This window comes from Beijerinckiaceae bacterium (assembly GCA_004564215.1).
Lineage (GTDB): Bacteria > Pseudomonadota > Alphaproteobacteria > Rhizobiales > Beijerinckiaceae > Methylocapsa.
Genome location: CP024846.1, coordinates 289,160 through 313,188, shown reverse-complemented (window position 1 = coordinate 313,188; position 24,029 = coordinate 289,160). Strand labels below are relative to the sequence as shown.

At 58.2% G+C, this 24,029-nt stretch carries 18 protein-coding genes, 2 tRNA genes and 1 pseudogene; 5 read left to right on the top strand and 16 right to left on the bottom strand.

Annotated features, from left to right (window positions below):
- Positions 1–238: 238 nt before the first annotated feature.
- From CU048_01350 to CU048_01310, 9 genes are all read right to left on the bottom strand, one after another.
- Complete coding sequence (locus CU048_01350; protein ID QBR70146.1) at positions 239–1,036, bottom strand: septal ring lytic transglycosylase RlpA family lipoprotein; 798 nt, start codon at positions 1,034–1,036, stop codon at positions 239–241.
- A 521-nt stretch (positions 1,037–1,557) separates the two neighbouring features.
- Positions 1,558–1,634 (bottom strand) — tRNA-Arg (locus CU048_01345).
- Between the two features lie 71 nt (positions 1,635–1,705).
- Entirely contained in the window at positions 1,706–2,011 is a 306-nt protein-coding gene (locus CU048_01340; protein ID QBR70145.1) for an ETC complex I subunit, read from the bottom strand.
- 104 nt (positions 2,012–2,115) lie between these two features.
- Positions 2,116–2,192 (bottom strand) — tRNA-Pro (locus tag CU048_01335).
- A gap of 142 nt (positions 2,193–2,334) precedes the next feature.
- Complete coding sequence (locus tag CU048_01330; protein ID QBR70144.1) at positions 2,335–2,832, bottom strand: hypothetical protein; 498 nt, start codon at positions 2,830–2,832, stop codon at positions 2,335–2,337.
- Between the two features lie 116 nt (positions 2,833–2,948).
- Positions 2,949–3,557 carry a cold-shock protein gene (locus CU048_01325; protein ID QBR70143.1) on the bottom strand — a complete coding sequence of 203 codons (609 nt, stop codon included), beginning with the start codon at positions 3,555–3,557 and terminating at the stop codon, positions 2,949–2,951.
- A 516-nt stretch (positions 3,558–4,073) separates the two neighbouring features.
- Positions 4,074–5,453 (bottom strand): hypothetical protein, encoded by a 1,380-nt coding sequence (locus CU048_01320; protein QBR70142.1) that lies wholly within the window; start codon positions 5,451–5,453, stop codon positions 4,074–4,076.
- Between the two features lie 235 nt (positions 5,454–5,688).
- Positions 5,689–7,467 (bottom strand): arginine--tRNA ligase, encoded by a 1,779-nt coding sequence (locus CU048_01315; GenBank protein QBR70141.1) that lies wholly within the window; start codon positions 7,465–7,467, stop codon positions 5,689–5,691.
- Between the two features lie 75 nt (positions 7,468–7,542).
- A complete protein-coding gene (locus tag CU048_01310; protein QBR70140.1) occupies positions 7,543–8,778 on the bottom strand; it encodes a deoxyguanosinetriphosphate triphosphohydrolase in 1,236 nt (411 codons plus the stop codon).
- A 138-nt stretch (positions 8,779–8,916) separates the two neighbouring features.
- Between CU048_01310 and CU048_01305 the strand changes: the two genes are divergently transcribed.
- The 4 genes and pseudogenes from CU048_01305 to CU048_01290 all read left to right on the top strand — a co-directional run bounded on the left by CU048_01305 (position 8,917) and on the right by CU048_01290 (position 12,110).
- Positions 8,917–9,261: an iron-sulfur cluster assembly accessory protein gene (locus CU048_01305; protein QBR72562.1), complete on the top strand. Its 345-nt coding sequence runs from the start codon at positions 8,917–8,919 to the stop codon at positions 9,259–9,261.
- Between the two features lie 234 nt (positions 9,262–9,495).
- Complete coding sequence (locus CU048_01300) at positions 9,496–10,512, top strand: hypothetical protein (GenBank protein QBR70139.1); 1,017 nt, start codon at positions 9,496–9,498, stop codon at positions 10,510–10,512.
- A gap of 4 nt (positions 10,513–10,516) precedes the next feature.
- Positions 10,517–11,974, top strand: a complete 1,458-nt coding sequence (locus CU048_01295; GenBank protein ID QBR70138.1) for a membrane-bound O-acyltransferase family protein — start codon at positions 10,517–10,519, stop codon at positions 11,972–11,974.
- A 22-nt stretch (positions 11,975–11,996) separates the two neighbouring features.
- Positions 11,997–12,110, top strand: a pseudogene (locus CU048_01290) (SAM-dependent methyltransferase).
- Positions 12,111–12,187: 77 nt separating this feature from the next.
- Here CU048_01290 and CU048_01285 read toward each other — a convergent pair.
- The 4 genes from CU048_01285 to CU048_01270 form a co-directional block, all read right to left on the bottom strand.
- On the bottom strand, positions 12,188–12,799 hold the full coding sequence (locus CU048_01285) for a hypothetical protein (protein ID QBR70137.1): 612 nt from the start codon (positions 12,797–12,799) through the stop codon (positions 12,188–12,190).
- A gap of 469 nt (positions 12,800–13,268) precedes the next feature.
- Complete coding sequence (locus tag CU048_01280) at positions 13,269–13,835, bottom strand: hypothetical protein (GenBank protein ID QBR70136.1); 567 nt, start codon at positions 13,833–13,835, stop codon at positions 13,269–13,271.
- Positions 13,836–14,551: 716 nt separating this feature from the next.
- On the bottom strand, positions 14,552–18,070 hold the full coding sequence (mfd, locus tag CU048_01275; GenBank protein ID QBR70135.1) for a transcription-repair coupling factor: 3,519 nt from the start codon (positions 18,068–18,070) through the stop codon (positions 14,552–14,554).
- Positions 18,071–18,103: 33 nt separating this feature from the next.
- Entirely contained in the window at positions 18,104–18,400 is a 297-nt protein-coding gene (locus CU048_01270; protein QBR70134.1) for a succinate dehydrogenase assembly factor 2, read from the bottom strand.
- Between the two features lie 154 nt (positions 18,401–18,554).
- Between CU048_01270 and CU048_01265 the strand changes: the two genes are divergently transcribed.
- Positions 18,555–20,654 carry an ATP-dependent DNA helicase RecG gene (locus tag CU048_01265; protein QBR72561.1) on the top strand — a complete coding sequence of 700 codons (2,100 nt, stop codon included), beginning with the start codon at positions 18,555–18,557 and terminating at the stop codon, positions 20,652–20,654.
- A 70-nt stretch (positions 20,655–20,724) separates the two neighbouring features.
- Here CU048_01265 and CU048_01260 read toward each other — a convergent pair whose 3' ends face one another.
- From CU048_01260 to CU048_01250, 3 genes are read right to left on the bottom strand one after another with little or no spacing between them, the layout of a single operon-like run.
- Positions 20,725–21,942, bottom strand: coding sequence for a hypothetical protein (locus CU048_01260; GenBank protein ID QBR70133.1), 1,218 nt, complete (start codon positions 21,940–21,942; stop codon positions 20,725–20,727).
- On the bottom strand, positions 21,942–22,682 hold the full coding sequence (locus CU048_01255; protein ID QBR70132.1) for an SAM-dependent methyltransferase: 741 nt from the start codon (positions 22,680–22,682) through the stop codon (positions 21,942–21,944). The genes CU048_01260 and CU048_01255 overlap by 1 nt, the downstream gene beginning before the upstream one ends.
- Before the next feature lie 32 nt (positions 22,683–22,714).
- Complete coding sequence (locus tag CU048_01250; protein QBR70131.1) at positions 22,715–23,866, bottom strand: succinyl-diaminopimelate desuccinylase; 1,152 nt, start codon at positions 23,864–23,866, stop codon at positions 22,715–22,717.
- Positions 23,867–24,029: the final 163 nt, after the last annotated feature.

Genomic DNA, 24,029 nt, shown 5'->3' with positions numbered 1-24,029 from the left:
GCCCGGGTTTGGAAATCCACAGGAACCACGTCAAATTGAGCAGGTCAGCGGCCAGTTCCACCTTCCTCTCGCTTGATCGTCGTACCTTGCGGCGCAGAGGCGATCAATGCCCGATGCCAATCTGATGCTTAAAATGACCTGCGGCGCAGCAAATACTTGAATCCTCGCCAAGCACCAATCCAGTTTGCCGTTTCAGTGTCGTTGCGGCAGATCAATATTTGCCTAATTTTTAAAATAACTAGCGCATTGCGATGGGGACGCCCGCACCTGGAATGGTGCCGAGATCGAACGGGCGGGCCGGCGGCAAAGGTGTACCCTGAGCGAAACGGCGCCCAATTGCCTCAGGCTCTGACGCGGGGATCGAGGCGGCATAGTCAGCCACTTTGCTCCGCTCGCGGCTATCGCCCGCAACCAGGGTGGCGGGGCCGTCGGTTCGCAAGGTTGCGAGCAGTTTCTCGTCGTTTGAACCGGCAAGGCCCGCTGCGCCAATATATTCAACCTTGACGCGCGATGTACCGGAATGGCGGAAATCCAGCGCCTCGGCGGCCTTGCGCGAGACATCCATGATGCGATCGGGACTGAAAGGACCGCGATCGTTCACGCGCACGATGAGAGAATGATTATTGCGGAGATTTGTGACCCGCGCATAGCTTGGGAGCGGCATGGTCGGATGCGCCGCGGAAATCGAGTCGCAATCATAAACTTCGCCGTTGGCCGTGCGGCGGCCATGAAACGCAGTGCCGTACCAGGAGGCGAGGCCAATCTGCGCATAGTGCTTTTCGCTCGGATAATAGGTGTGGCCCGCAACCGAATAGGGCTTTCCGACCATATAAACTCCGCCGCCACGTGGGACGGGTTCGCCTTCGGCCACGACGCGGGGGCTCGCCCGCCCATAGACGGAGCTCGGAAAATACTCTTTGGAATTTGACCCTGAAGCCAAACGTTGGGGTTGCTGGGCGCATCCCCCAAGGCTCAAGCCAACGATCCCAGCCACGCCGGCGATCGCCAGACCGCGCGACGCGCGGACCAAGGGCATAAGCCGCAGGGATTTGGCGCATATTTGTGTCGAAACACCCAAGAGTTGCCTCGCCCTCACTCGCATCCCCTTCGCTGACGACTTAGGACCGCGGGGCGGACCCTTGCCGATTTCGACGCAGGCAAACCAGCAGTTTTGCACCCTGGGGTTACCGAGGACTTAAAACTATGGCAAAGCCGAAGGATAGGAGAGAGGCCAAATCAGGCTGAATTCGGGCACCGACGCCCCGCAATTGCCTTCAAAATCGAGGTAAATGAAACATTAATATAAATAATATCAAGATGTTATGCATTTTTGCAACAGTCGCTGTGAAATGGCGCGCGGGATCTCGACACGGTGGTTCGTTGTGCTTGCGCCACAGAAGTTAAACCCCCTAGATCACGATGATTTTGGATTGACTCAATCCAAAATCATGAACGTGATCGATTCCAAAAGCTTAGAGCGGGATGCGGGTGGAAAACCGGTTTCCACTTTTCCTCATCACAACCTAGGGGAAAACGCATTTCAATTGAGTCGTGGGATGGCGACTCCGGCAGGGCTCGAACCTGCGACCTGCCGCTTAGAAGGCGGCTGCTCTATCCAGCTGAGCTACGGAGCCAATGTCCTTCGTCTCGAACCGACGAAACCAGCTAACTTTCAGTCTTTATATTGTCTGAGGGAGCTGCGGCGTCAGTGGGTCCATTGATCCAGACGGGTCGTTCTGAAATTGTCGGAATAGGAAAGGAGCTGTCGCGTGGGCGATTGGGGTTCCTCGACACGGTAGCTGAGACCTTTGCGCTCGGCGTAGGCGATCGCTTCTTCCTTGGTGGCGAAACTCAGCCGAATCTGGCTATCCATGTCGCCTGAACTGGTCCAGCCCATCAACGGGTCAATCTGGCGAGGTTCGGCGGGTTCGAATTCCAAAACCCAATGTTTGGTGCGGGCAAAACCTGATTGGGTCGCAGTCCGGGACGGACGGTATATGCGTGCAGTCATGTGAACAATCCGATTTGAATGAAAACGGCTAGCCGGCGCCACCTCGTTCGTTTGACTTGGCCAGTCAGCCTAAGGGGTTTTCGAGGGGCGGACCGGCGGGTCATTGGTCGGGGCAGCAGGATTCGAACCTGCGACCTGAAGTACCCAAAACTTCCGCGCTACCAGACTGCGCTATACCCCGCATGGAGACGTTGCCCCTGCCCTCTCAACCGCGCCTTCGCTATCATGCGGCTCGGCCATGAACAAGGCCCCCGACCTCAACTCATCGCTTTTCCGCTGAGACTTAGGTTGCTCCGCCTTGGCTGTCTTGGAAAGCGGGATGTTTACGGGTTGAAAAGCGGGTGGCGTATGCTGTCGCCTAATTTGACGCCAATATTGGCAATTGTCCCAGCATTGACTTCTAGAACGCCGTAGGCGGGCGCGCCCGAGGGGATGATTTTTTCCGACAATGGTTCAGCGTTTTCGGCAAGCCCGACGACCTTGCCGGTGCGTCCAATGAAAATCATGTCGAGCGAAAGGAAGGTGTTTTTCATCCACATCATGATCGGCCGCTCGGTTCCGAAATCGAACAGCATCCCGCGATCCGGCGGGAGGAAGCGGCGATACATGAGGCCGCGTTCACGTTGTCGATCCGTGCGCATGACTTCGACGGAAAAGCTGTGAGGTCCACTCGTCGTGACAATCTCAAGCTTTTCGAGGCCGCCTTGCGGCGCCGCCTTCCCGGTTTGGGAAAATGCCGTTGAAGTCGCGCCCAGAAGAAGCGCCGCAACGCAAATTGCGATATTTAAAAAAAACTGGCGCACCGACTCGAGAAGGTCCATGCGCCATTGACTCCATACTTTATTGCTGATGCGCGGCGCTCAACTCTTGCGGCCGCGATAATTATTTTAGGCCAGCAAAGCCCCGACTCAAAGCCCAAATCAGGCAGTATCTAAATTCAATGTGGCGTGGGCAGAACCGCATCGAGGGGCCGCACCTCAGCGGCCATCAATCCCTTTGGACCATCGCCGTATCGCACGAGGAGGCTTTCTCCCGGATGCAATTCGGCGATCCCATAACGGCGCAAAGTTTCCATATGAACGAAGATGTCCTGTGTACCCTCGCCTTGGGTCAAAAAACCAAATCCGCGCGTGCGATTGAACCATTTGACGATCGCAATCTGATAGCCGCTCGCCGAGACGACCTCGATGCGGGCACGCGCCGGCCATTCGGCGGGATGCACCGCGTTCGATTCGTCCATGGAGACAATTTTAAGAACCTGTAGCCCTTTGACCCGTCGAATAGCTTCGCAGACAAGGCGAGTTCCCTCATGCGCGATGCTGAAACCATCCTTACGTAAAGTCGTGATGTGCAGCAGAACATCTTCCGAGCCATCATCTGGCACAATGAATCCATATCCTTTCGCGACATCAAACCATTTTACTTGTCCGGAAATTTCGACCAAATCCGCCGCTTTGATCGGCGATAGCTCCGGTGTTGGGTCAAAATCAAACCGAAGCGATGCGGGATTCTTGCTTTCCAAGCCAACCTCCCCGAAATCGCACACGTTGCCGAGCTTATGCGCTGCGAACGTGTGTACTCACTCAATAACTTCGATGTTAGAATCAATATCAGAATAGCATCCGCGTGCCGTCGCAAAAGCCCGCTCTTGAAGTAAATTGTGGATGACTTCAGAAAAAATTCATACGGCTTGGTCGGTGCTCATTGACCTGAATTGCTTCAATTTCTTGCTGGGGTTTTGGTTCCCAAAAATTTATATTGGTCAAATGCGAAGGCCGCGGGGGGCTCGCCCGCGCTTCAGCGCGATGTGGCGTCAAGCCGAGGGGCTTAATTTACGGGAGCGCGCGACAAGCCAACGTGGAGGTCGAGGCCACCAGGGGCATTGTGCGAATTGATCACTCGAAAGGGAGAGCTCTCACAATCTCGACCCGTCAATTAAGCAAGACAGGATTCTCGATCAAGCGTGGACTGGCTCAACTTGCTGGCGAGCAGTCGTCTTGCACCTCGGTAGGTTGACCAAGGCGCACAACCCGGCGCGCCTTGGTAGCAAAATCAATCTCGCTCAGTTCTTGGCGACGAAGCAGCTGCCGCCGCCGCTTTGAATTTTTTGACAAAGAGAAGTTGCTTCATCACGTGAAGACATACCGACGACACGGACACGGTACACCGGCTTGCCGGCAACCTCCGCCTTGTGAATTGAGGGATGGAATCCCGCCAATTCCGCGCCGTACTTCTTCATGAGGCGGACCTGAATGTCACGAGCCTCCTGCTCAGATCCGGGGGCAGCGAGCTGCACGGCAAAACTACCAGATGCAGCCGTCGCCGTCGGTACCGCTTCCGTGCCAGCCGTGTCGGCCACTTGGGTGCGCTTGGCTTTGCTGGCAACGGGCGGCGTTTTGACCGGCTGCCCATTGGCGTCCACTTCCGGGGGCTTTGGCGTCGTCGCAACCCGCGCTGTCGACTTTGGCGTCACGACCTTGGTCGTGGGCGCCGCCGCACGAGCCGCGGCCAGAGGAGCAGCGGCGGAACCAACCTGGGGCGGTGGCATGTCGTTTGGCAAGACGGTGCCGTCCGGCCTGACCGAAACCGTCTTCACCTTTTTGGGCTGAATCAGAGACGCGATCGAAGCCGGCTCGGCGGATGGCGGTTGCGGTTGGACATGTCCTGGAGGCAGCGGCACCGGAACGCTGGCCGCTCCGCTGGGGAGACCGCTGATGACCCGCGCAGGGGGTTCCGTTTGCGCGGGAACCGAAGTTTGCACGGAGAGATCGGCCGGCTGCTCAACATGGCTGACCGCGGCGACCGGGGGCGGCTGCTGCGTTCCGCCCAGCACCGATGCGTCTTCACTTTGAATTTCGGCGGCGGCTGTCGTTTCCGGATGTATCTTGGCAGGCCCTTCGGAAGCTCGAATGGTCGCGACTTCCGTGGGGGTGGAAACCGAACCCTTGAAGACGAAACTCGCGCCAATGCCGGCAATTCCAGCGACAATGATCGCGGCCATCACATAGAGGGGTCGGCGCGATCGGATTTCCTCCTCGGCCGGATCGGCCTGCGGGAAAGGCTCGGAAGCCTCGGCGTATTCCCAAGATCCGGTTTCCGCGAATTCCGTGGGTTGGGAAAAGGACAGGCTTTCCAAATCTTCACGCCGGGGGGCGCCCAGCAAACCGGCTTCGATGGCCGCGAAATCGCCGCCAACAAACGGTTCACGCGCGGGGACTTCCTGGTCTTCCACCTGATCCCACGAGCTGCGGAGAGGCGCGGCAGGGCGGCGGCGCAGCGGTTCAAAAACCGATTTATAAGGATCTTCCTGCTCGCCAACGAGGCGGGCGAGTTCGGCTAGCGGATCGTCTTCCCTTTGGTGTGCGGCGAGCGGTTGCCGCAAACGTCTTTCGAACTCTTCCAGATCGATCATAGGCCGCCGTTTTACAACTGGCTCGCTCATTTACTCACCCTCCTGGCGCGATTTTCGTGGCGGCCAAACCCGGCTGGTCGTCGCCGTTGCAGTCGCGCATTCCCACGCGTTACAGGCTTACATGGCTTTTTTGCCTCGCCGGATTTCCAGCGAACTTCCCTTGATTTTGCTCTGAATTGACTCCCGCGCCCTGAAGCAAACCAGTTCCGCGCGACAGGGCTTGTAATACAACCCTAAGTACCCGATCAAAATACCTAAGATGCGCCTATCGCATCTCCTCGGGAGCGGTGACCCCCAAAATCGCCAGCCCCGATGCAAGGACTGTCGCCAGCGCGGTTACCAAGGCAAGCCTAGCGACGGTTACATTTGGACTGTCTTCATTAAGAAATCGTAATTGTGGCCGATCTTTGCCGCGGGTCCAGTGCCCATGAAGGCTAGATGCCAAATCATGCAAATAAAAAGCGATCCTATGCGGTTCATCCATCTGCGCTGCGGCTTCGATGATCCGTGGATACTGTGCGATAAGCTTGATGAGTTGGATTTCCCCTTCGTCTTCAAGGAGACCGAGGTCCGCGGAACTCAGCGCCTGACTTGATACGTCGAGTCCGGAAATCGTTGCAACTCCCTGTCGTAACGCGGATTTTGCCCTGGCATGGGCATATTGGACATAGAAGACGGGATTGTCTTTCGATTGCTCGATGACCTTGTTCAGATCGAATTCCAAGGTCGCGTCGTTCTTCCGGAAAAGCATCATGAAACGCACCGCGTCGACGCCGACTTCATCGACGACGTCGCGCATGGTGATGAATTCGCCGGATCGCTTCGACATTTTGACCGGTTCGCCGTCGCGCATCAATCTCACCAATTGACACAGCTTTACGTCGAGGCTGGTCCGGCCTTCCGAGAGAGCCTCGACGGCCGCCCGCATCCGCTTGACATAGCCGCCATGGTCGGCGCCCCACACATCGATCAATAATGTGTAGCCCCGGTCGATTTTCGTCTTGTGATAGGCGATATCGGACGCGAAATAGGTGTAGGAACCGTCCGACTTCATGAGCGGCCGATCGACATCGTCTCCGAAATCCGTCGACCTGAACAAAGTCTGCTCTCGGTCTTCCCAATCTTCCGCAGGCTGTCCCTTCGGGGGCGGCAGGCGGCCTTCGTAAACCAGGCCGCGCCGACGAAGGTCGGCGATCGCCGCCGCCACGCAATCGCCGTCCTCACCGTGGGTCAGCGAGCGCTCGGAGAAAAAAACCTCGTGCTGAATATTCAGCGCCGCAAGATCGGCCTGAATCATTTCCATCATCCCGTCGATTGCCAGCTTTCGGACATCTGCCAGCCATTCGCCTTCCGACCGTCCGAGCAGATCGCGGCCGTATTTCTCGACCAAGGCAACGCCAATGCCTTTCAGATACGCGCCCGGATAGAGCCCCTCGGGAATTTCGCCCATGGCCTCGCCCAGCGCTTCCCGATAGCGCAGATAGGCTGAACGGGCGAGGACATCGACCTGGGCCCCGGCATCGTTGATGTAATATTCGCGGGTAACCTCGCGACCGGCGAAGGCGAGGAGATTGGCCAGCGCATCCCCAAACACCGCGCCGCGACCATGCCCCACATGCATGGGCCCCGTTGGATTGGCCGAAACATATTCAACATTGACCTTGAGTCTTCCGGCGGCGCTGGCTTCGGGACGGCCGAAGTCGCGACCTTGTTTGAGCGCCGCGTGCAAGACCCGGGCGAAGACGGCAGGCTTCACCCGAATATTGATGAATCCCGGCCCCGCAACTTCCGCCTCGGCGACATCTGGATGATCGGCCAGCGCCACGGCAATTTCCACGGCAAGCTGGCGTGGATTGGCGAAAAAGGGCTTCGCCTCCTTGGCGTAAACCATCGCCGCGTTGGTGGCGAAATCGCCGTGCGAGGGATCGCGCGGAGGCTCTACAACAAAACGCTGCAAATCGAGATCGGGGGGCAAACGCCCGCTGGCGGCGATCCGTTCGAGAATCGAGGCAACGGAATCGTGGAACTCATTGAAGAGATTCATTCTTTGCCAACTCTGAAACGAACAGAAAGCTACAGGAAAACAAAATCTTAACGCATGTTCTCGATGAGCCGCGCTCTAGCGCAAATCGGCTCCGCCGTCAAAGAGCCGATCGTGCTCGGCGATGGCATAGCGATCGGTCATTCCGGCGATATAGTCACAGACCAGGCGGGCGCGGCGCACCTCGTCCGGACCGATCTTGGCGGCGGCCTCCGCCCATTCGGGCGGCATTAGATTCGGGCTCGCAAGGAACCGCGGAAATAGGTTGCGGACGATCGGAACCGCCTTCTCACGGCTGCTGAGGAGGCCTCGATGCCGGTATAGATTCTGAAAAAGAAAGCGCTTAATCGAAATGTCGGTGCTGCTGGCCGCTTCGGAAAAACCAATCAGCGGCCCGTCTTGTCTGCGCACATCCTCGACGCTTGCTACCCCTGCCGCTTCGATCCGCCGCCGGCTCTCCGCGATGGCATCCTCGATAAAATAGGTGATGAGCCGTCGCACCAGCTCATGAATGGCGCGGACCGGCTCGAGGCCCGGATAAGACCGCTCAATCTCTTCGCCGGCAGCGCGGAGAAAATCGACTTCCACGATTTGCGCAAAATCGATAAGGCCGGCGCGCAAACCATCGTCGATGTCATGAGCATTGTAGGCAATGTCGTCGGCGAGCGCGGCGGCCTGGGCCTCTGCGCTGGCAAAATGCTCGAGGTCAAGATTCGAGACTGCATTATATTCGAGCAGGGCCACCGGCAGGCCGCGCTGCGCATAACGGGGCATTGGCGTTCCGTCGGCCTTCAGAAGCGGTCCATTGTGTTTGACGAGCCCTTCCAGGGTTTCCCAGGTCAAATTGAGCCCGTCGAAAGCGGCATAGCGGCGTTCGAGTTTGGTGACGATCCGCAACGCCTGGGCGTTGTGGTCGAAGCCGCCATAAGGTGCCATGAGCTCATCGAGGACCTCCTCCCCGGTATGACCGAACGGCGTGTGGCCGAGGTCATGCGCCAGCGCCAGCGCTTCGGCAAGATCGTCATCGAGGCCAAGCGCCCGGGCCAGCGAACGCGCGATCTGGCCGACTTCGAGCGAATGGGTGAGCCGGGTGCGGAAATGATCGCCTTCATGTGGAATGAAGACCTGGGTCTTGTGGGCCAGTCTGCGGAAGGCGGTGCTATGGATGATGCGGTCGCGATCGCGCTGGAATTCCGAGCGCGAGGGCGACGCCGGCTCGGGGATGAGGCGTCCGCGGCTTCGTGCCGCATCGGCCGCATAAGCGGCGCGCGCCGGTGCGAAAGCGGGAGCGGAAGATAAGGCAAAAGCGGGCATGAAAACCTAGATTATCCGCATGGTGCATTGCGGGCGGGAGCGTTGCGACGTATGTTCTTATCTCAAGGATGGCAAGCACCCCCTGCCAAGGCGTCTGCGGTTGCCGAAGAATCGCCACGTCCGTTCGAGGTTCTGCAAATGAGTGAAGTTCTAGCCGAATCCCCTGTTGATCTTACCGAAAACGCCGCTCGTCGGATCGCTGAAATTTTGAAAAGCGAGCCGGCAGGAACCTTCCTGCGCGTCGGCGTCGACGGCGGCGGATGCTCGGGATTTACCTATACCTATAACCTTTCGACCGAACAATCAGACGACGACCTGATCATCGAGCGAGACGGTGCAAGGGTCGCAATCGATCAAATTTCGCTCGATCTTTTGCGGGGATCCAAGATCGACTTTATCGACGATCTGATGGGCCGGATGTTCAAAATCGTCAATCCGGCTGCGACAGCGTCCTGCGGCTGCGGATCAAGCTTCGCCGTTTAACGGAAGACGATTTTCCGCCCCGGACACGTGGATTCGATCAAGCGCCGCGCGGGATCGCTTAAGACATGCGAGCCAAATCGTAGCCCAAACGCTCGTGGCTGCGGTTTGCAGTTCTGCGCCTTAATAGAAGCCTCAATGGAATGGAACATAGTGAGAGCATCCTCATCCAGCCCCGCCTTGTCTGGAGTGATGGCGCATGTATAAGACCCTGTCTTAAAGGTTACTTACGCAATCATGGCCTTGTCTGCTTCTCATAAATCCCATCAAGACTTGCCCTCGGCGCTGCTAACTTGGAGGCGTCTGCGTCAAAATTTCCTGATTTTTTTTATAGCTTCAGGTGGCGTCTGGCTCTTTCTTTATGGCGTTAATTCCGCCTTCCCCTTTGTCCGTAACGGTGCGGATGCGATTTCGGCCAGCAAAGTCCATTATCTCGAGACCCAACAAGTCTTTGCGCTAGACTCGAAGACACGAGTCTTAGCCTTTGGAAATAGTAGGATTTTGGCTGCCTTCAACCCGGCGATTTATGACCCCATCATTGCCTCGGGCGTCGCAAGCTTCAATGCCGCGCGCCCCGGCAACAGCCGCTTCATGGATCTTTTGAAAAACATCCTCGCCAACGGAACGAGACCGACCCATGTTCTGCTGCAACTTCCCCCGCAGAACGACGATCATCAGGAGACATGGCGCGACTATTTCCTGCACGACAAGCTGATGGTCAATCTACTCTTTCCCTTTCGCGAACTGCCCCGCGACCTGACGCTGTTTCTTTTATTGTCGAGAAACGAGGGCGGGATCGTCAACGCCTACAAGGAAAACGCGCTGACCGTGCGCCGGGTGATCACCGACAGAGGCTATTATTTCATCAAAGGACAAAGTCACTATCCCGGAGACCGTTTGCCCGATGATTACCATGTGCCCACGGATCAGATCCAAAGGGTGCCGCCGCGACCGATCGATCCCGAAATGGCCGGTTTCCAGGAGCTGATCGGCCTCTCCTCCAAATTTGGCTTCAAGGTCATTTTCATCCCCAACGCCTACCGGTTGGGGGAAGTCGCGCCGCCGGGTGCATCGGACAACCCCGGTACAAGGCCGTTGGCCTCGGTGCCCGGATTTTATATCGCGGGCCCGAATTATTGGGTCTTTGAACAACGCTATTTTTCCGATCCGATCCATTTGAACCGGGAAGGCGCACAAATCTATTCACGTCGCCTCGCCGAAATCACCGCCTCGGTGATCAACGGCCAGGATTGACTCGATGCTGTTTAACTCGTTCGAATATGTTTTCTTCTTTATCGCCGTCCTGCTTGTCTATTTTCGCCTTCCGGTTCGGCCGCGATGGCCGATCCTTCTGATCGCGAGCTATATTTTTTACATGGGGTGGCGGCCCCTGTTCGTTTTCCTTTTGATGTTCAGCACGCTGGTCGATTTCACCGGCGGATTGGTGATCGACACAGCGAAGCGCAAAATCATCCGCCAGCTCGCTTTGATCACGGCGGTAAGCATCAACCTCGGTCTGCTGGGATTTTTCAAATATTTCAATTTCTTCGCGACCAACGTTCATTCGGCCGTGGCAAGCGCCGGATATGACTTCAACGTCTTTTACATCAACGTTATTTTGCCGGTCGGCATTTCGTTTTACACCTTCCAATCCCTGTCCTATGCGTTCGATGTCTACGCCGGCAAGATTGCCGCCGAACGCAATCTTCTGCGGTATGCGCTTTATGTCGCGTTCTTTCCTCAGCTTGAGGCCGGCCCGATCGAACGCGCGGCGAGACTGCTCCCGCAGGTTCAAAAGGACAAATTTGCCAATCCGCAACGATTCGCGGATGGCTTATGGCTGATTGGATATGGCCTCTTCAAGAAGATGTGCATCTCGGATCTCATAGCTCCGCTTGTCAACGGCGTTTACGCAGATCCGCATCTTTACAACGGGTCTTTTCTGCTGCTCGGGACGGTCTTGTTCGCGGTGCAAATCTATTGCGATTTCTCCGGCTATTCGGACATTGCGATCGGCAGCGCAAAGATGCTCGGCTTCGATCTCATGACGAATTTTAGGCAGCCCTATTTTTCCCGCAGCCTGACGGAGTTCTGGAGACGCTGGCATATTTCGCTGTCGACGTGGTTTCGCGATTACGTCTATTTTCCTCTCGGGGGCAGCCATTATTCCACGGGATTAGCGCTCCGCAACATTATGATCGTCTTTCTTCTGAGCGGCGTGTGGCATGGGGCGGCCTGGACATTCATCATCTGGGGCGCCCTGCATGGCTTTATTCTCTGCTGCGAACGCGGCGCCGGCGCTTTGCTTTCCGGGTCGCGGCTCTGGCACCGCATCATCGACGCGCCGCGGAGCAGCTTTCTCTTGGGCGTCGCCGGCTTCTTCTGGACCAATGCGATCGTGCTGATTGGCTGGACGTTTTTTCGCGCCCGCTCGCTCGACGACGCGATGTCGATCTTCGCGGGGATGTTCCATCTCGGCCGGTTGGATTTAGCAACCTTCAAGGCGTTGAACTTGACATCCTTCGAGCTGCCGCTGAGCTTATTCCAGATCTTAATTCTGCTCGGTGTGGATCTGCTGTTATTTGCGCGGCCGGATCTGGTGGCAAGATTGCGCGCCAATCGGCTTGTCGCGATGACCGCTGCCGTTCTCCTGTTCTATGACATCATGCTGTTCGGCATTTTTGAGAAGGCCGACTTCATCTACTTTCAATTCTAGCGCGATTGCTGCCGAGCGGCCGCTAGATCACGATGATTTTGGATTGATTCAATCCAAAATCATGAACGTGATAGATTCCAAAAGTTTAGAGCGGGATGCGGGCGGAAAACCGGTTTCCACTTTTCCTCATCCCGCTCAAGCCTCTTGACCTGAAAAAGCCGGCTGCGACGCAAGTTCGCAAGCCGGCCCAAAGGTCTTCGTTTTATGCGACCGTTATTTCAGCGGCAGCTCTTTGCAGTTCTCAACAACCGTCCATTTGGTATCCGGTGCGTTACCTTTTACGAAAAGCAGGCCTTCGGAAACGCTTTGAATATTGCCACGGTCGTCAGTCCCCGTGTCATAGGCGAGGGTGAAGTTGTATTTGTTCTCGTCAGGCCCTTGGCTTGGGTTGTCGATGCCGAGCGGGATAACGATGAATGTCTTGGGGTCGATTTTTTCTCCCGCCGGAACTGTCGCCCGCACAATCGGGGAAAAGCCAAGATTTTGGGCGAACCTCGGATCTGGATTCACAAAGCGACGATTCCAACTGTAAACACCCTTGGCCATTTGCTCGGGGTTGGATTGGTTGACGTAGAGACGTGACGGATCGAGATTGAAAATATTATTGTATTTCGTATTATCGATCGTTTCGATTTTGAAGATGGCAAAGCCTTCGTTACCCTTGGTGGTTTGAGGACCGGTGGGGGTATCATAAGTTTTGCAAATGCCGATTTGTTTGTAGGAGATCACCGTCGGATTGGCGGTGCTGCGACCGCAGCCGGACAGCGCGATCGAACCTGCGATCGCCATCGGTATGGCGAAGAGGTAGATTTTTGAGGTTTTCATGGCACTCTTCTCTGTTTGCAGATTGAAACCGGGCGAAAGCGAACTGCATCTTCGCTTCCGTGTCTGAGTGCCACCTCTTCGGTCGCGCCCCTCCCCGAAGATACCGCTCTAAAGCGGGCGGCAAGAAACAGCCGCACCTATCGGCTTCAATTTCCAACCGTCTACCTGAAAGCGTCGACAATCGCCTGACCCGTTGGGGTCGGCCAAGGCGCCCGATGATCCACTTGTTGAGCGGACAATCGGTGTCTCACCTTGACGCCTAAACCAAGGGCCACACGAAGTCCATATGGAAGGTCGGCCAGCGGACTTTGGCAGTTAAAATCTAAGTGATTTCAGCATGGCTAAAAAATATGCTCAAGCTTCGCCTTCGAACTCATTAGGGTGAAGGTCATTATGGCCGGCCTCCGGCGTTGCAAGTCCAAGCGTCGGGATAAGGCCGGCCAACTAAGCGAGCATTCTCTTTGGGTGTTTATTTCAGCGCGATTTCTTTGCAATTCTCGGCCAATTGCCAATTGCCAGTCGCGTTGCTCTTGATGAAGTTCACACCTTCCGACACATGGTTTTCGCCCTTATCGGCCGAGCCTGCATCATAGAGCAAATCGAGCGCAAATTGCTTTGCTTCCGGTCCACCCGACGGATTGTTCGTACCGATCGGCACAACAACGAAACTGTTAGCCTCGACCTTTCCGCCGCCCGGGACCGTCGCCATCGTAGAAGGCGTAATGCCTGTGCTCTGCACAAATCTCTTGTCGGTGGACACAAAGCGCCGGTTCCATTCCCAAACCTGCTTGGCCTTTTGCTCAGGCGTGGATTGGTCAATGTAGAGGAGGCCTGGATCAAACGTGAAACTTTTGCCGGACTTCGAATTGTCGAGCGATTCGATTTTGAAGATCGCTAGACCTTCATCGACCCTCGGCGCCACGGGGCCTGCCGCCGTTTCATACACCTTACAGATGCCGACTTGACGATAGGAAATGTTGATCGGAGCCTCGTCACGATTGCATCCAGCGAGCGCGATCGACACTGCGACAGACATTGGAACGGACAAAAAGCACAATCTTGACGTTTTCATAACACTCTTTCTCATTACGTAGTTGATTGAGTGAAAGAGAATTGCATCTTCTCTTTCGTGCCTGGGTGCCTCTTCTTAGGACCACGCAATCGCGCCCATCATGACCGCACCTCCCTTGACGCATGGCTTTGACCCAGCTGCCTTTCGACAGCTTTCACTTCGCTCCCGCCCGGTTTTTCCGATTGGAACGTATATGAGCCATCAAACGCGCCAGAAGCTCGTCACCTTGTACCCAGGCTCTAGAGCGTTTGAATGTGATCAGCCAATGCCGCGACTTACTCTCCCAGCGTGGGGAATGCAAAAGACTAAGCCTCGGTCGGAAACCCGTAACTGATAGGTCCTGCGAAGTCCAATTGAATGTGATCAGCGAACCGCATTCGCAATTGCGAAGAAATGGATCTTCAAGGCCAGTTCAATGCATGTTACTTGCAGGATCTTCGGCAATTGACGGCAAAATGCCGCAGATCAGCAGCGGACTATTGTGCATTGCAGTATGAAGCAGCTTTGAAAGATGCTGATCGCGCTGGACTTCGCAAGATGAACGCCCGACCGAGGGCGTCAAAATCAAACCTGAAGATCTATTTTTACTTCCGACGTGCCTAACAAGATCTGCGAGACACGCCAAAGCGCAATGCTACGAAATCCGCGCCGCACGGTTCGTCCTTTTGCCCATGGTAAGCTCACGCGGCCTTCTTTAGAGCGATGGCGGCGAGCGTCCGCAAAATTTGCCGCGTTCCTTCGAGCCTTGCTGCAAGATCGTCGAAATCCCGAACAAACACGATCCTCATATCCGGGCGCACCTTGGCTCCCGCTCCTTGTTCCGAAACAAAGCGCACCAAGCCTTGGGGATTGGCAAACGCATTGTCGCGGAACGAGATAACGACACCTTTTGGCCCCGCGTCGAGTTTTTCGATATGCGCCTGCCGGCATAAAACTTTGATCGCGACGAGCTTCAACAATTGTTCGACCTCGCCAGGCAGCGGCCCGAAACGGTCGATCATTTCCGCCGCGAAACTCTCGATTTCGGCGTCGGATTCCAAGGTCGACAGACGCCGGTAAAGACTCAGGCGTAAGTGAAGATCTGCCACATAATCTTCTGGAATCGTGACCGGCGTCCCAAGCGTAATCGAGGGCGACCACGTCTCCTCCGCGGGCTCATCGATGCCAGCCTGCAGCGCCTCGACCGCGTCGCGCAGCATTTGCTGATAAAGCTCGTAGCCGACTTCCTTGATGTGACCCGATTGTTCATCGCCGAGCAGATTGCCCGCGCCGCGAATATCGAGATCGTGGCTTGCCAGCTCAAATCCGGCGCCGAGCGTGTCGAGAGAATGCAGGACTTTGAGACGCCGCTCGGCTTGTGGGGTCACGCTCCGGTTGGCGGGCAATGTGAAAAGGGCGTAGGCGCGGATTTTCGAGCGCCCTACCCGGCCGCGCAGTTGGTAGAGCTGGGCCAGGCCGAACATGTCGGCCCGATGCACGATCAAAGTATTGGCCGTCGGGATATCGAGACCGGATTCGACAATCGCGGTCGAGAGCAAGACGTCGTATTGGCCGTCGTAGAAGGCCGCCATTTTGGTCTCGAGCTCGGTTGCCGGCATCTGCCCGTGCGCGACAACGAATTTCACCTCAGGCACGCTCTGGCGGAGATAAGCGCTCGCCGCCTCTATGTCGTCAATGCGCGGGCAGACATAGAAGCTCTGGCCACCGCGATATCTCTCGCGCAGCAGGGCTTCCCGCACGAGCACTTCATCGAAGGGCGAAATAAAGGTCCGAACCGCCAAGCGGTCGATCGGCGGGGTCGCGATGATCGAAAGTTCACGCACACCCGTCAGGGCAAGCTGAAGGGTGCGGGGAATCGGAGTTGCGGACAAGGTCAGCACATGGACTTCGGCGCGGAGTTCCTTCAGCCGTTCCTTGTGCTTGACGCCGAAATGCTGTTCCTCGTCGATCACGACAAGACCGAGATCCTTGAACTCTATGTTCTTGCCGAGCACCGCATGGGTGCCGACGACAATGTCGATCTCGCCGGAAGCAGCACCGAGCTTGGCCGCCTTGAGATCGGCCGCGCTGACCATGCGCGACATTTGCGCAACCTTGACCGGCAGATGCGCGAAGCGGGTTGCGAAATTCTTGTAATGCTGGCGGGCCAGAAGCGTCGTCGGCACGATCACCGCGACCTGACGGCCTTCAATGGCAGCGGCGAAGGCCGCCCGTAGCGCGACCTCGGTCTTGCCGAAACCAACGTCGCCGCAGACGAGGCGATCCATCGGCCGGCCGGAGCCCATGTCGTGGAGAACCGCGTCGATGGCCGCCTGCTGATCGTCGGTCTCCTCATAAGGAAAGCCGGCGCAGAATTCCGCATAGAGACCTTCCGGCGGAACAAGCTTCGGGGCAGCCCTGGTCTGGCGCGCCGCGGCGATCTTAAGGAGGCCCGCCGCCATTTCGAGAATGCGTTTGCGCATCCGCGCCTTGCGCTTCTGCCAACCGACCCCGCCGAGCTTGTCGAGTTCGACTTCGGTTTCCTCCGAGCCGTAGCGCGACAGAAGCTCGAGATTTTCGACCGGCAGAAACAGCTTGTCTCCATCGGCGTAATGCAGTTCAAGGCAATCATGCGGCGCCCCCGCCGCCTCAATCGCCTTCAGCCCGGCAAAACGCCCGATCCCATGATCGACGTGGACGACAATATCGCCCGCTGTGAGCGATCCGACCTCTTGCAGAAAATCCTGTGCTCGGCGCGATTTCCGGCGGACGCCCAGTAAGCGGTCGCCCAAAATGTCCTGCTCGCCGACCAGCGCAAGGGCGTCCGCCTCGAACCCCTGTTCGATGCCAATCACCGCAAGGGCCAAACAGGAAGGCGCAAGCGCAAGGGCTTGAGCCAGAGACGACACGGGAGCGGTTTCCGCGAGGCCGTGATCGGCCAGCACGTGAGCGAGCCGTTCGCGCGAGCCGTCGGTCCAGCCGGCGAGAATGACCCGCTTACCGCCTGCTTGCAGGGCCCGCATATGGTCGACGGCGGCGCCGAAGACATTGGCGTTCGGGTCCGCTCGCTCGGCGGCAAATGTCCGGCCAGGCTTCGAATGGCAATCGACCACGAGACCTTTGCTGTTGTCCGGCTGGGCGAACGGCGTCACCTTGACGACACTGGTCGTGGCGAGACGATGATGCCATTCGGGAGCCGCCAGATAGAGAGCGTCGGGCTGCAGCGGCTTATAGGTCGAATGGGCGGGGTCGGCATCATGCGCGGTCTTGCGTGCGCCGTAATAATCGTCGATTTGCGCGAAGCGCTCGCTTGCGGCCTCTTCGAGAAGAGGGTCGAAGATCATGGGCGCGCCCGCGCAATAATCGAACAAAGTGTCGAGCTTTTCGTAGAAAAGCGGCAGCCAATGTTCAAGACCCTGATGGCGGCGGCCTTCGCTGATGGCCTCATAAAGGACATCGCCGCGGGTCTGCGCCCCGAAGCGGGTCACATAGGCTTGGCGAAACCGGCGCATCGTGTCCGTTTTCAGCTGCACTTCGCTCATCGGCACAAGGTCGAGAGCGCGCAATTGTCCGGTCGTTCGCTGAGATTCGGGATCGAAGGCCCGGATCGATTCAAGCGTGTCACCGAAGAAATCGAGCCGCACCGGCTGCACCATGCCCGGCGCGAAAAGATCGAGGATGCCGCCGCGCACCGCATATTCGCCGGTATCGCGTACGCTCGAGGCCCGCGCAAACCCGTTGGTTTCGAGCCATTCCACGAGCGCGTCGCGATCGACCATATTTCCGGGTGCCGCGGAAAAAGTGTCACCGGCGATCTTTTGCAAAGGCGCCACGCGCTGGAGCAGCGCGTTGACCGTGGTCGAGAGGATGCGCGGACGTTCCAGCGCCGTGCGAGAGCGGGCAAGGCGCGAGAGAACCAGGATCCGCCGCGCTGAAATCGCCGCATCCGGGGAAACCCGGTCATAGGGCTGGCAATCCCAAGCCGGAAAATCGAGGATTTCGATATCTGGCGCGGCGAAGCCGAGAGCCTCGCTAAAGGCGCGGGCCCGCTGGCCGTCGCGCGCGACATGAACCAGCACCACCGCCCGGCTTTCCGCGTCGCGGGCGAGCGCGCGCGTCAGATCGGCGACGCAGACGGCGTCAAAACCATCGGCCACGGAGGACAGCGTCAGCGAGCCGCCCTTGGCGAGCTCGGCGACGGCGCGTTTGAGATCAACCACGATGCAAGGTCAACGCTGAAGAGAGCACAGAATTCATCTATGAATTGGACCCATATGGGTATGGAAGGCGCGGATTTTCCGGAAAATCGGGGTGTCATAAGCTTCGGGCGTTTCCGCTTCGCCGGTCAGCCAGCTGAAAACGTCGCGGTCTTGCGCTTCCAGCAAGAGTTCGTAATCGTCTATCTCGCTCTTGGAAAGGCTATCTATCTCGGCATTGACGAAACGGCCAAGAATAAGATCCATTTCGCGCATGCCACGATGCCAGGAACGGAACAAAATGCGGCGGCGCCGAACGTCCAGCTCCAAATTCGTCGTTTCCGTCGCAGCCATGAGTTAAGGTCTCGATTCGAGGACAAGTCGCCGTCAAGCCGCGCGGCCTCGGAAGAAACCATTGAGCTGGCAGAGTATAACCTCGGCCAGAGCCGCTGTCAGCTCATGACCTTTACCACAATGATTTTTGATCAAGCACATGACCATCGACGCATTGCGGCCCTCCCTGCTCAACCCCCTCTTCGCAAGCGCCGCGAACCTGCCTGGTGTCGGGCCCAAAACGGTCAAGCTTCTCGACCGGCTTTTGGCGGGCGCCTCGGGGCAGGCCCGCGTTCTCGATCTTTTGTTCCATTTGCCTCAGGCGACAATCGACCGGCGCAACCGGCCCAAAATCGCCGATGCGCCGCTCGATACCGTGGTGACGCTGGAAGCAAAAGTCGTTGACCACATGCCGCCCGGCGCGCGCTCCAAGGCGCCCTATAAGGTTCTGGTCGAGGACGAGACGGGCGATGTTCTCCTCGTCTTTTTTCTCGCCAATCATCATTGGATCGAAAAAAGCCTTCCGCTTGGCGCGACGCGCTGGATTTCCGGCAAGCTGGAATTGTGGGACGGTCACCGGCAGATGGTGCATCCCGACCGGGTGCTCGATGCCGAAGGCCTCGCCAAAATGCCGCCGGTCGAGCCGGTCTATCCTTTGACCGAAGGGCTTTTTCAAAAAGCGCTTGGGAAGGCCATCGATGGCGCGCTGACCAAGCTCCCGACCTTGCCGGAATGGCATGCTCAGAGCGTTCTTAAGCTGCGAACCTTTCCCTCATTCGCCGACGCGCTCAACGAGGTGCACCATCCAAAAACCCCGGAAAGCATTGCGCCGGAGTCGCCGGGACGGGTCAGACTGGCTCTCGACGAATTATTCGCCGGCCAATTGGCGCTTGCCCTTATGCGATCGAAAATCCGCCGAGCACTTGGACGCGCCAGCCAGGGGGACGGCCGCATCCGGCAAAAAATCCTCGCCGCCCTGCCCTTCACCCTCACCGGCTCGCAACGCACTGCGCTTGAGGAGATCAACGCCGATCTTGCCGCCCCGACCCGCATGCTTCGGCTTCTGCAAGGCGACGTCGGGTCCGGTAAAACCATTGTCGCGCTCTTTGCCATGGCAGCCCTTGTCGAAGTCGGCCGGCAGGCAGCGCTCATGGCGCCCACCGAAATTCTCGCGCGCCAGCATCATCGGACGCTCACCCATTTTGCCGAAGCGGCCGGCCTAAAACTGGCCCTTCTCACGGGGCGCGAAAAAGGTGCGGAGCGCGAGAAAATCCTGGCGGGACTCGCCAATGGCACGATCGACATCGTGGTCGGCACCCACGCCCTGTTCCAGGAATCCGTTGCCTTTCACGACCTCGGCCTCGCCGTGGTCGATGAGCAGCATCGCTTCGGTGTGCATCAACGACTGGCTTTGGGCGACAAGGGAGACGCCGCCGATATTCTGGTGATGACCGCAACTCCTATTCCCCGCACATTGGTGCTCACCTATTTCGGCGATATGGACGTTTCGAGCTTGCAGGAAAAGCCGGCCGGGCGCTTGCCGATTGAGACCCGCGCCTTGCCGCTGGAGCGCATGGACGAGTTGATCGCGCGGCTCAAGAGCGCGATCCTTGAGGGCGCCCGCGCCTATTGGGTCTGCCCCTTGGTTGAAGAAAGCGAAGCGGTCGATGCCGCTGCCGCGCAGGAGCGTTTCACACATTTGCAGGAGGTTTTCGGGGATCGCGTCGGCCTCATCCACGGCAAGATGAAAAGCCGCGACAAAGATGCGGCCATGGCCGCCTTTACGGCGGGCGCGACGCAAATCCTGGTCGCGACGACGGTGATCGAGGTCGGCGTCGACGTGCCCGAGGCCACCATCATGGTCATCGAACATGCCGAGCGGTTCGGGCTCGCCCAATTGCATCAATTACGCGGACGTGTCGGGCGCGCCGGCGCCAAATCGTCCTGCTTGCTGCTCTATCGAGCGCCGCTTGGAGAGGCGGCCAAGGCGCGCATTGCGATCATGCGCGAGACAGAAGACGGGTTTCGGATCGCCGAAGAAGATCTGCGCCTGCGCGGGGAAGGCGAGGTGCTCGGCACGAAGCAATCTGGCCTGCCTGGTTTTCGCTTGGCTGATCTTTCTGTGCACGGGCCTTTGCTGACGCTCGCCCGCGACGAAGCGCGCAAGATCGTCAGTGAAAATCCCCGCCTTGAAGGCGCCAAGGGAGAAGCTCTCCGGCTGCTTCTCAATATTTTCGAGCGCGGCGAAGCGATCAGACTGTTGGGGGCCGGATAAAGCATGATCCCGAAAAGGTGCAGAGTTTTTGGATAAGATCATGCGTCAAGAACAAGTAACGATGTATGTGTCAACGTCCCCGTAAGGCCATTGCGAAAAGCACCATGGCGCTGACCGTTCCGAACACCGCCAAGGCCGCCGCGGTTCCTCCATATCCGAAATGCGCGATGAGCAAGGTCTCCGGATATGGCATCGCGAAAGATCCGAGGTTGAACAGCGTATTGAGCAAGGCCTGCGGACCAGCGCGCCGGGCCGGTGCGATTCCCTCGCTCATCCAGGCTGAAAGGACGGGATAGACGACACTATAGCCCATCCCGAACAAAAGGCCGGCGACGACGATGAGCCAGGACTGGCCGGCAAAGGTGACAAGAAAAAAACTCAAGGCTTCCAGCACAAATCCCGTGCCGACCAGCAGCCGCTTGTCCGCTGCCCCGAACCGGCGCATCGCCAGGAAGCGGATCGCGAACATTGCGGTGGTCGAAGAGAAAAAGAAGGCGCCGATCGGCAGGGCGCGCGCTTCGAGGGCGGCGGCAAGGTAGGCGCCGGTGAAGCCAACCAGCGTCCCGCTCACGAAGACGGCGGCGAGCGGAATGATGCGATTGCGCCGCCAGGCAGCGGAGAAATCGAGGCCTCGCTCGCCGCCGGGCTTGGGTAGCGAGCGCAACCCGAATGTCATGAGCAGGCCAAGGCACGCCGGAATGGTCCCTTCGAGAAACAGGGTCTGTGCGCCGAAACTGTTAAGAATGAACGCGCCGAAAGGCGGAGCAAAAGCCTGGGCCAAAGGCATCATGCTGGCGAATAAGCCGAGGAGATAGACAAACCGTGTCGGTGAAAGCCGGCTCTGCGCATAGGTGACAAAGGAAACGACAAACAAGCCTTGCCCGGCACCCTGCACGAAGCGCGAGGCGAGCGCCGGCCAGAATGCGCCCGCGGTGAAGCGCAGGCTGAAAAAGCCAATGACGAGGAGGATGACCGAAAGGCGGCAACACGCAAGAATCCCGATGCGCGCGGCAATGGCGCCGGAGAAAAAACTGACCGCAACCACCGGGATCGCATAGAGCGACAGCAGCAGGCCGATGCGATGCAGGTCAAAGCCCTCGCGTGCAAAGACCACCGCGAACAGCGCGTTATGGGAATACATGAAGGAAACGAGAAAGCCCGCGAAGCCGAGCTGGATGAATTCGCGGCGGGCGCAGCGATCAACGAAGCCGGACTCAAAGGCGAGACCGTCTCGAAGCTGAAGATCCCGTGCTCGATCACCATCTTTCGGGCGCAGCGGTTTACCCATCAAGATTGGGCTGGATCGCCGGCGCGGCCCAGCACTGCGCGCCAATGCCGTATCGAGAGCTTGGACGTCGCATATATATCTTCCAGCGCAAGAAGCTTAAGGCCTCGACGTTCGGCTTCCGCGAAGACAGACGGCGGCAAAGGCCAAGGCGGCCCGGTGACTTCGCTGTCCTCGTCTCGGGCCCGCGCGACGACAAGCAGCTTTCCTCCAGGCGCCAATAGGGCTTCAAGCGCAGCAAGCGCCTGCGGCACCAGTTCCGGGGAGAAGGCCTGCAAAGTATAGCATTCGTGGACGAGATCGAACGCCTGCCGCCACGCCTCGGGCACGGCGAAGAGGTCGGCGACATGATAGGCGACCTTCGAGTTTGGAAAGCGGCGTTTCGCCCAATCGACGGCCTCGCCGACGAAGTCGAACGCTGTCACAGGCGCGCCCGCCGCGCTCAGGCATTCGGCATTGTCGCCAAGACCGCAGCCGACATCAAGGGTACGCAGGCCCGAGATGCCGCGCACTTGTCCGCCGACCCACGCTTCGGTCAAGGGATGCGGCGCAAGATTGCCCCAGGGCACACGAGCCGGATCATTATCGGCGAGCCTATAGACGGCTTCGAACCATTCCTGCCGCAACGGATCGGCCGATTGGATACCACCGGTTCGGGCTGGATCGAGCGCATCGAGAATCTTGCGTGCCTCGGCGCGGCGCGCGGCGAACTCGGGCGAAGCGGGATCGAAGTTTTTGTTCAAAACATGGTCTTTCGCAAATTACGTCTTCAAGGTCAGCCAAAATAATCGTCCAAAATCGCCGCATAAATCGCCGTCAGAGCCTCGAGGTCTTTAATCGCAACATGCTCGTCCACCATATGCATGGTGGCGCCGACGAGGCCAAATTCGACGACCGGACAATAGGCGCGAATGAAGCGCGCGTCGGACGTCCCGCCGGATGTCGAGAGCTTGGGTGCGCGGCCGGTGTGTTTTTCGATCGCGCCGGCGACGAGCTTCGTGAAGGCATCCGGATCGGTCAGGAAAGCCAGCGCATTGCAGGGCTCGAAGCTGAGCGCATATCGCGTGCCTTGCGCCACGGAATCGAGCCTGCGCCGCAGTTCGGCTTCGAGGGACTGAGGTGTCCAGATATCGTTGAAGCGAACGTTCAAACGCGCGGTTGCTTGCGCGGGAATCACATTGAACGCCGGATTGTCGACATCGACGGAGACAATTTCGAGATTTGAGGCATCGAAATGCGGCGTGCCCTTGTCGAGAGGCGCCGAGATCAAGACGTCCAGAAGCCGCATGAGTTTTGGAATGGGGTTGTCCGCGCGCTCAGGGTAAGCGACATGACCTTGGCGGCCTTGGGCGCTGAGCGTCCCGCTGAGCGAACCTCGGCGGCCGATCTTGATCACGTCGCCCAGGCGTTCGACATTGGTTGGCTCGCCAACGAGGCAATGATCGAACCGCTCGCCTTGTTCAAAGGCCCAGCGGAGCAATTTGTCAGTGCCGTTGATCGCAGGCCCCTCCTCGTCGCCGGTGATGAGAAAGCCGATCGAGCCTTTGCTTGACCCGTGCCGGGCGGCAAAGGCGCAGGCAGCGGCAGCAAATGCCGCGACGCCTCCTTTCATATCGGCGACACCACGTCCCCAAATCGCGCCCTCGGCCACCTCCGCCGCGAACGGATCGAATCGCCAGTTCGCCGGTTCGCCGACCGGAACCACATCGGTGTGTCCAGCAAAGACGAGGAACGGTGGTTTTGTCCCCAGCCGCGCATAGAGGTTGTCAATGTCTGGCGTTCCCGGTTCCGAAAAACGCAGTTTTCGGGTCTCAAAACCCGCCCGCTGCAGGGCTGTGGCCAGGACGCCGAGAGCACCGCCGTCATTTGGCGTCACGGAGGGACATTGGACCAGCGCGCGGCACAGGTCGAGGGCTGTCGCTGACATGCAATTTTCGGGTTGGTGTAAAAACACTGATTTCCCAGCCTTATCGCATGCCCCAGCGCTTTGTCGCAAATCTTTCCCCTCGAATCGGAGCGCCAGCAGGGGCAAAAACGAAACCTTGTCGCCAGATAGGCTTTAAGAAGATAGCTTAGACGTCGGCTACGCG